The organism is Paenibacillus validus NBRC 15382 (genome assembly GCF_004000985.1).
GTDB classification, from domain to species: domain Bacteria; phylum Bacillota; class Bacilli; order Paenibacillales; family NBRC-103111; genus Paenibacillus_G; species Paenibacillus_G validus.
The window spans coordinates 1-9,175 of record NZ_BIMH01000083.1 but is presented as its reverse complement, the minus strand read 5'-3'; the positions used below and the strand labels follow the sequence as shown (position 1 = coordinate 9,175).

Annotated in this window: 9 protein-coding genes; all 9 read left to right on the top strand. The window is 45.1% G+C overall.

Going from position 1 to position 9,175, the window contains the following annotated elements:
• The coding region (locus tag PVA01S_RS26905) for a hypothetical protein (protein WP_164751979.1) at window positions 1-234 on the top strand (234 nt) is incomplete at its 5' end.
• Complete coding sequence (locus tag PVA01S_RS25535) at window positions 234-1,514, top strand: TRAP transporter large permease (protein ID WP_127610657.1); 1,281 nt, start codon at window positions 234-236, stop codon at window positions 1,512-1,514. The genes PVA01S_RS26905 and PVA01S_RS25535, both read left to right, overlap by 1 nt.
• Before the next feature lie 17 nt (window positions 1,515-1,531).
• Window positions 1,532-2,350 (top strand): sugar phosphate isomerase/epimerase family protein, encoded by an 819-nt coding sequence (locus PVA01S_RS25530; protein ID WP_164751978.1) that lies wholly within the window; start codon window positions 1,532-1,534, stop codon window positions 2,348-2,350.
• Window positions 2,351-2,718: 368 nt separating this feature from the next.
• Entirely contained in the window at window positions 2,719-3,465 is a 747-nt protein-coding gene (locus tag PVA01S_RS25525; protein ID WP_127610653.1) for an MgtC/SapB family protein, read from the top strand.
• An 83-nt stretch (window positions 3,466-3,548) separates the two neighbouring features.
• A complete protein-coding gene (locus PVA01S_RS25520) occupies window positions 3,549-4,610 on the top strand; it encodes an ABC transporter substrate-binding protein (protein ID WP_127610651.1) in 1,062 nt (353 codons plus the stop codon).
• Window positions 4,611-4,641: 31 nt separating this feature from the next.
• On the top strand, window positions 4,642-6,375 hold the full coding sequence (locus tag PVA01S_RS25515; RefSeq protein ID WP_127610649.1) for an ABC transporter permease: 1,734 nt from the start codon (window positions 4,642-4,644) through the stop codon (window positions 6,373-6,375).
• A 36-nt stretch (window positions 6,376-6,411) separates the two neighbouring features.
• Entirely contained in the window at window positions 6,412-7,470 is a 1,059-nt protein-coding gene (locus tag PVA01S_RS25510) for an ABC transporter ATP-binding protein (protein WP_127610647.1), read from the top strand.
• Window positions 7,471-7,509: 39 nt separating this feature from the next.
• Window positions 7,510-8,244 carry an MBL fold metallo-hydrolase gene (locus PVA01S_RS25505; RefSeq protein ID WP_127610645.1) on the top strand — a complete coding sequence of 245 codons (735 nt, stop codon included), beginning with the start codon at window positions 7,510-7,512 and terminating at the stop codon, window positions 8,242-8,244.
• A gap of 19 nt (window positions 8,245-8,263) precedes the next feature.
• Entirely contained in the window at window positions 8,264-9,127 is an 864-nt protein-coding gene (locus tag PVA01S_RS25500) for a Cof-type HAD-IIB family hydrolase (RefSeq protein WP_127610643.1), read from the top strand.
• The last annotated feature ends 48 nt before the right edge of the window (window positions 9,128-9,175 follow it).

Sequence of the window (9,175 nt, the reverse complement as noted above, 5' to 3'; positions counted from 1 at the left end):
TTTGTGTATTTCGTCGGGGTTATTGCCAGCGTCTGCATGGGTATCATTCTGATTTCGAATATTATCCGGGTGAGTATCGACAAAACTTATATCGACAAAGTTTCCCGGGTCGTCGAATCGGAAGAAGAAATCCAGCTAAATAATAGCGAAACGCCAGAGCGGCAGGAGACGAAGGAGATCGGCATGAAGCTCGAAAATCATCAGTTGCATACGGCGGAAGGGGCTGATCGGTAATGACTCCTGTAATCTTCCTTGGTTCTTTATTAGGGGCAATGGCATTCGGAATGCCGATTGCGTTTGCGCTTCTGTTAAGCGGCGTATGTCTCATGATGTACATGGGTATGTTTGACACCCAAATCATTGCTCAAAACCTGATTAACGGTGCAAACAGCTTCCCTTTACTGGCGGTTCCCTTCTTTATTCTGGCCGGTGAGTTTATGAACGCGGGCGGAATATCCCGAAAAATCATACAATTCGCTTTAACCCTGGTCGGACCCATTCGCGGCGGTTTAGGATATGTCTCGATCATTGCCGCCGTCATCTTTGCCGGATTGTCCGGATCTGCAGTCGCCGATACGGCAGCCCTTGGCGCCATCCTGATCCCGATGATGGTCAAAGCGGGCTATGACCGGAATCGCTCCGCCGGATTGGTCGCAGCCGGAGGTATTATTGCACCGGTAATTCCGCCGAGTATCGCTTTTATTATCTTTGGCGTGACAAGCGATGTTTCCATTACAAAGCTATTTTTGGGCGGTATTGTGCCGGGTTTAATGATGGGCGTCGCTCTTGTATTTACCTGGTGGTTAATGGCACGCAAAGAGAAGGCGGAGAAAATGCCGCGCGCCTCGTTTAAGGACATCATGATCGCATTAAAAGAAGCGTCATGGGCCCTGATACTGCCTGTGATTATTCTTGCAGGCTTACGGGGCGGTATCTTCACACCGACGGAAGCTGCGGTAGTAGCCGCAGTGTACGCCCTATTGGTCGGGGTGTTCATTTATCGCTCGCTGAGCTTTACAACCGTTTATAAATGCCTCCTTGGTGCGGCCAAAACGACTAGTGTAGTTATGTTCCTCGCTGCGGCAGCGATGGTATCCTCTTGGCTCATTACAGTGGCTAACGTTCCTGCCACGATTACGGAATTTCTTGGACCTCTGCTGGAAAATCCGATGCTGCTTATGATCATGATCAATATCTTGTTAGTTTTGGTAGGTACGGCTATGGATATGACGCCTACCATTCTCATTATGACACCTGTTCTGATGCCCATTATCATTCAAGCAGGTATTGATCCGGTTTATTTCGGCGTTCTGTTCGTTCTGAATTGCAGCATCGGACTTCTCACACCGCCTGTGGGAACGGTACTCAACGTGGCTGCAGGTGTAGGTAGAACGAGTATGGAGGGCATTATGAAAGGCGTTATGCCGTTCCTTATTGCCGAATGCGTCGTTATGGTGTTGTTAATCCTGTTCCCAAGTCTGGTGACCGTTCCATTGGAATGGCTGCACAGATAAGCTTAGGAGGAATCGAAGTGAAGAGAAGCCTTTGTACTTCAGGATTTAAAGACTGGGATGTTGAACAAATATTGGAATGGTCGGCTCCATTTGGACTAGATGGGGTGGAACTATGGATGGGGCATATTGAACGCTATCAGGAGGAGCGGGGTCCCCTTGACAAATTAAGAGAAAAACTGCGCCGGTATGGCCTTGAAGTGCCGGCGGTCAGCGGATACACAACATTTTCCGGAGGCTTCTCGGGAGAAAAGGATTTGAAGCAGGATTTCAAGAGTATGAATCATTTACTCGACGTTGCCAGGCAGCTGGGCTGTCCGTTCATACGAACATTTCTGGGCCACGTGTCGTCGAGATGCACTTCTCCGGAGCAATGGGGCCAAGTCGTGAGCGTCATGAAGAACGTTATGCGAATGGCCGACCAGTACGAAGTAAACATTGCGATCGAAGTTCACTATGACACGTTTGTAGATAATACGGAGTCCGCCCGGATGCTGCTGCAGGCAGTCAATCACCCGAGACTTAGGCTAGTGTTTGACGGTGCGAATCTCCATGTGGAGCAGATCGATCAAATGGAGGCGCTGCCGGTCTTATACCCATGGTTATCTCACGTTCATATAAAAAATTACAACTGGGATCATGCCAATAGGTACAAGAGTGTTCCTGTCTCAATCCTTAATGGCGACATTGATAACAAGGCACTTATTCAAGAGCTTGAACGGCGGCATTATTCCGGTTATGTATCTTTGGAATATTTTGGAGAAATGAAAGAGCTTAATATTACACGTTCGTTGCAAGAGTGGAATGAATTGCGGGATGCGGGTTTCCCGGCAAGCTGAGAATGTATATGCATTCTCTTTTTTTTATCCTCTTCTATACATATGTAAATAAATAAAACAATTGTAAACAATGCCGTGGAGTGATACTATTTCAATTGTAGTTTTTGTAAACAATCGGAATCGTAAGCGCTTCCCCCATATTGCTGTTCCTGATTTTCAGATCAATTTACAAATGTATTAACATATTGACAAATGATAAAATCAGGAGTAAGATGTGGTTACAAATGTATGTCTTAATGACAAATGTAAAGAATATCCGTTTATTACTTGTCAAACATTCTCTAATCAGCACACGTTTCAAGGATTTTTCGCACAAAAGAAAGCGCATACAGTTATGCCGAACTATGAGCAAGAGGGGTTGGTAGGTCATGGTCGAGAACTCGGTTTGGAGTATTGACTTTTGGGATTTAGTGTTACGATTGATTGCCGCAGTTGTCCTTGGAGGTTTAATTGGTTTAGAAAGGGAAGTCAGCAACCATGCGGCTGGTTTTCGTACTCATATTCTTGTCTGTATCGGTGCTGCATTAATTATGCTGCTATCGATTTATGGCTTTTCTGATTTTGTAAACGAAATCAATGTCCGAATAGATCCATCCCGTCTTGCTGCTCAAGTCATTAGCGGTATCGGTTTTCTGGGCGCAGGTACGATATTGCGAAATGGACTTTCGATATCGGGATTAACAACGGCTGCCTCCTTGTGGGTAACGGCCGGAATTGGTTTATCGGCAGGTGCAGGGTTTTATAAAGGGGCGCTGGTTGCAACCTTCCTTGTCTTGGTATGTCTCTTTCTGTTGAACAAAACAGAGAAGTTGTTTAGCGCAAAGCATAAAAACCTGCTACAAATCACGATTGAAGACAACTCCACGTTGACCGGGAAAATTATATCCGAGTTGGAAGCAATGGGTATTCAGATTAAAAAAGTATATTTTTCGGAGGATGAATCGGTTGGGGAAGGATTTAAGACGGTACATTGCAGCGTCAATGGGATGGATGAAGCTGCTCTTCAGGAGTACGCATCTCAAATCATGAAATGGACTGGCGTCATCAAGATCGAATCCACGATGGATGGACAAAGGATTAAGCTCGTGGGAGCTAAAATTACGGTGGGGGGCTGATGATCAAATAACAATATGCGGATAGTTATAAGAGGTTGCGGTTTGGAGTTCATTTCAAAAAAAACAAGTAAAGGGTGGGTACATTGAAAAAACTTTATAAAGTGATGATGTCTCTCGCATTAGTTTCTCTCGCAGCTGGTTGCGCATCGGGCGGTAATGAGCAAGTTAAAAATGCTAATGAAGGAACGAAGCCTGTCGATAGTGCAAAAGAAGTGAAGGAAGTCAGCGGGACTGTGAATCTGTATACCTCTGAATCCCAAGACTTAGTTAACGAAATGATCCAGGATTTCAAGAAGAAGCAGCCTAAGATTGATGTGAAAATATACCGTTCCGGAACCGGTGCCGTTATTTCGAAAATCGAAGCGGAACAGATGGGCGGGGCTATCCAGGCCGATGTCATTTGGTTTGCCGATATTGACTATTATTCGAAATTGGCGAAAAAAGGGATGCTGGAAAAATATGATTCGCCTGAAGCGGCTAACCTGGATAAGCGCTATGCATATGAAGACGGAAAATATTATGAAGTACGTCAAATTTTCAATGTCATTGGCTATAATACATTAAAAATTAAAAATGCCCCTAAATCCTGGCAGGATCTCGGATCTCCTGAATATAAAGGGAAAGTCGCTATAGCAAATCCGAACTATTCCGGCGCAGCATTCTTAACATTAGCATCGCTCGTCAATACGAATGGGATGGGATGGGACTATTTCAGCAGCTTGAAAAATAATGGCGTTAAGTTTGAACAATCCAACGGTAACTTGACTAGTAAACTTGCAACAGGCGAATATTATGGCGTTTCAGTTGTAGACTTTATGGTCAGAAACGCTAAAAACAGCGGTTCGCCGGTTGAAATCGCTTGGCCTAGCGAGGGTTCCGTTCTTATTCCTACGCCGGTAGGCATTATTTCCGGATCTAAAAATAAAGAGGCTTCCCAGAAGCTGATGGATTACCTCCTCTCCACGGATGGTCAGAAGTTTTTCGTGAAACAAGGCTACATTCCAGTCAAAGGGGATGCAGGCGCGCCTGAAGGATCGCCCAAATTGGACAGCATTAAAGTGATGCCGCTGGATATGAAATTCCTTGAAGATAACCGCGAATCTTTAAAAACGAAGTTTGGAGAATTATTTAGCGAAGCCAAATAATATGATTTCGAGTTAGGAAGGATTTGATCGTATGATCGGTAAGCCGCAAGGATTGACCTCCGGTCAATCTGCTGCCAAAAGCTCCTTTGATTTAGCTTCAATGGGTCCCCGCCTTATTTGGTGGGGGACCTTTGCCCTACTGGGATTTACCGTGTTTTATCCCTGCTTGGTGCTCGTAATCAACAGCTTTAAAGCGGATGGAAATATAACCTTTGCCAATTACGTGACCCTCTTTAGAGATCCGGCCATTTTGACTAGTATGACGAACAGCTTGAAGGTTGTAGTGCCTTCAACCATAATTGCAACAATACTGGGTGTTTTGTTAGCCTGGATTGTTGCGCGAACGAATATCCGGGGCAAAAAAATATGGCAAACCCTGCTGGCCACGCCCTATTTGATCCCGCCATTTGTCGGTGCCATATCCTGGACTTATCTGCTTGGACCTGTAGGGCTGATCAATGGCTGGTATATGGATATTTTTCAACAAACGGAGCCTCTGGTCGATATTTATAGTATGAGCGGTATGGTGTTCGTGATGTCGATCTACGGCTACACCATTCCTTACATTGTCGTGCTTCCTGCGATTCAAAAGATAGACGCATCGGTTGAAGAGGCGAGCCGAATTTCCGGCGCCAGCGTTTTACGCACGATGAAGGACATTACGTTACCTTTGATATCCCCGGCCATATTGGGGGGAATGCTGCTTCTATTCATGAATTTGTTGGCGGATTTCGGTATTCCTGCAGTGTTAGGCTCTCCGAACGATATCAATTTGATGACCACTCAAATTTATCAAACGATTATCAATGTGGATAAGCCGAATAGTCTTCAAATTGCAGCGGCCAATTCCATGCTGCTCGCTCTATTCGGTATCATAGGACTGCAATTGTATCAAAAGATTATTAAATCGAGCAAATATGTCGTGGTTAGCGGTAAGCATCCTTCAGGGGAGAAAACTTCGCTTGGTTCCTGGAAAGCTCCTGTATACGTGTTCTTGATCATCATTATCTTTGTCACAACGGTAGCTCCAATCTGTGCGGCGATATTTACTTCCTTGTTAAAAGCGTTTGGTGCTCCGAATAGCTGGTCGAATCTGACTTTCAGAAATTATGAAATGATCTTTGAAATCGAATCGGTTCGAAGAGCTGTCATGAACAGTTTTTCTCTGGCTGCGATTGCCGGCTTCGTCATTGCCGTACTAGGCCTCCTTTTATCCTATATGATTATTCGCGGAAAAATGTTTGGATCTCAACTAGTAGAATCATTAGTTGCCATTCCTTATGCGGTACCCGGCACTATTGTAGGCTTGGCGATGATTCTCGCTTTTGTGAATCCGGTTCCAATTGTAGGCTGGAATTTATATAGCACCTATATGATATTGCTTGTTGCCTACTTGGCCAGGTTTATGAACCTCGGGCTGCAAACGATTTCCGGCGCGATGGCTCAAATCCATCCATCTCTCGAGGAAGCGAGTCGGATTTCCGGCGCCTCCCAGATGAGAGCCTTTTGGGATATTATGATTCCCTTGCTAAGGCCCAGTTTCTATGCTTCATTTTTTCTTGTCCTTATGCCGGCTTTGGGAGAGATCACGTTATCATCCTTGCTATGGTCCGTCAATAACGAAACCATTGGAGTCGTTGTATTTTCAGCTCAGGAAGAAGGAAAGGTCGCGCTCACGGCGGCACTTGCCGTATTACTCATTTTGTTTGTAACCGTGACCAACATCATCTTGAAAATCGTGAGTAAGGGCCGGATTGGATTGTAAAAAATACGACATCGATGCTTCGGGGAGGATAATACTATGGGTACACTCGTTCTGGATGGCATTTCCAAGGTTTATAAGGGAAGCACAGCTGTTCATAAGGTAAACGTGACAATCGAAAGAAATGAATTCGCAACCATTGTTGGCCCATCCGGATGTGGGAAAACGACTACTTTACGAATGATTGCCGGATTTATTGAACCAACCGACGGTGTGATTACACTGGATAAGGAAGAATTGGTTAATACCGCGCGTTCCACTTTTCTGCAGCCAGAAAGGCGCGGGATCGGCATGGTGTTTCAATCTTATGCGGTATGGCCTCATATGAACGTCTTTGAGAACGTTGCCTATCCCCTTAAGCTGCGAAAGATGAATAAGGCCGATATGGCGGCCAAAACCAGGGAAATTCTGCGTATCGTCCATCTGGACGCTTACGAAAAGCGATTTCCTCATGAATTGTCAGGAGGTCAGCAGCAAAGGGTAGCCTTGGCTAGAGCGCTCGTCATGGAACCTCGCTTGCTCTTGCTGGATGAACCGTTATCGAATCTGGATGCCGCATTGCGCGAGCAGATGAGAATCGAGATCAAAGAGATTCAACGTAAAATGGGCATTACCATTATTAATGTAACTCACGATCAAGTTGAAGCAATGACGATGTCCGATAAAGTGATTGTGATGAACAGTGGGCATGTTGTCCAGGTTGGCAGTCCGATGGAGATCTATAACCGCCCCGCGAATTCGTTTGTAGCCAAATTTATCGGCTCGGCCAACGTCATTCCTTGTCAAGTGGTGGAGCGTAATTCAGGGCCGACCATGACGGTTCGTTTATTCGATACGACGCTGGAAATACCGGCTTTCGATACAAATCGGAATGAAGGATGGGTATCGGTTAGACCGCATCATATCGTGCCCGACAGTCATTCATCCCTACGTGGGAAAATTACGAATAAATTGTATCAAGGCGACAGGATTGAGTATCACTTGCAGGTTCAAAATGAAAAAATCGCTGTCGTTACGGATGCTAGCGAAAGCAACAATTACAATCTGGACGATGAAATGGGCATTAACATTCTACAAGGAGTTTGGCTCGAAGATTAAAAAAACGGTGACACCGTTAGATTTTGATGGGGTGAGGATATGAAAGTGACTGTACTGGGCTATTGGGGAGGTTATCCTTCTGCAGGCGGAGCGACAGCGGGTTATTTAATAACAACGGATGAAGGGAACATTTTATTGGACTGCGGCAGTGGCGTCATGAGCAGGTTATCCTTCTATACGAATGTCGAGTCCTTATCCGGTGTTATACTTTCCCATTTACATTACGACCATATGGCGGATATCGGTATTTTGCAATATGCGGCCGTTGGCGCAAGAAGGACAGGAAGGATGACGAACAAGCTGCAAATTTATGCGCCGGACTCGCCGGTATCGGCTATGCAAGATTTAATGGGAAACCATTCCGATGTATATGCGATTAATCCTTTAAATAAAGTGAGCCTGGCAGGTGCTGAAATTGAGTTTATTCCGGTTCAACACACGATTTCATGCTATGCTGTCAAAATTAAATACGGCGGAAAAACGTTTGTTTATTCAGGCGATACCTCATACTGCGAATCATTGATTGACTTTGCCCAAAATGCGGATATTTTCCTCTGCGAAGCTACGATTTGCGAAGGCAGCAGGCATACAACGGGAGAAGGGCATATGGATGCCGTTCAGGCAGGTACGATCGCGAAGAAGGCCAATGTGAAAAAATTGGTATTAACCCATTTACCGCATGACGGCGATTTTGAATTTATGAAAAAAACGGCCAGTGAAGTGTTTGGAAGGCCTGCATATATTCCAAATGTAGTCAGTACTTTTATGCTATGAAAAGGACGGAGTAGCGCGTATGTATAAACTGTTAGCACTAGATATGGATGGAACGCTGCTGGATCCGCAAAAGATGGTTACTTTACCCGTTCAAGAGGCTGTGCAGCAGCTGGTTTATAATCAGATTCATGTGACCTTGGCCTCAGGACGGTTTCCGGCATCGGTATGGCTGCATGGGAAATATTTAGGCTTGAAATTCCCGCTTATTGCGTTAAACGGAGCTGTGATCCTGGACCCCGTCACAGGCGAGAAATTATTTGGCTATCCGATCAGCAGGGAAATCGCTTGTAAAATCGCAACCTTTGTTGAAGCGAAGGGCTCTTATATCCATTATTACGGTTACAATGTTTTGTACGTTAACGAGTTGACCGAAATGAATCGTGCTTGGCCGCTTGCTAATGTGGTCATGGATCCAAGCAAGGAATTGACGGAGGATAATTACCGCGGTCAAGTACATTTAATACAGGTCTCTCCCGTCGGCCCATTATCTCATTTTCTGGCGTCAACGGAGGAAGAGGTCTATAAGGCTACGGTCATTGATGATGATCCGGCAGTAATCGACCGTCTTTATAAGGAGATGAGCGGCTGGGAGGGAATTACGCTTTCACGGACAGGAAGAAGAAGATTCGATATTAACCTTGCAGACATTAATAAAAAAACGGCGCTTATGAAGGTATGCTCCGAATACAATATCGCTTCCAAACAGGTTGTAACCATAGGCGATTACGATAATGATATTGAAATGCTGGATTGGGCCGGGTTAGGTATTGCTATGGGAAATGGGAATGACAATGCAAAGGGAGTCGCTAACGTGATCACGGATTCAAATGCAGATCATGGAGTTGCGACAGCGATCCGTCAATATTTTGAATTGAACAGGTAGAGGGGAAATGGAGGGATATCCAAATGGCAGTAGAAATGAAAGCCAAAA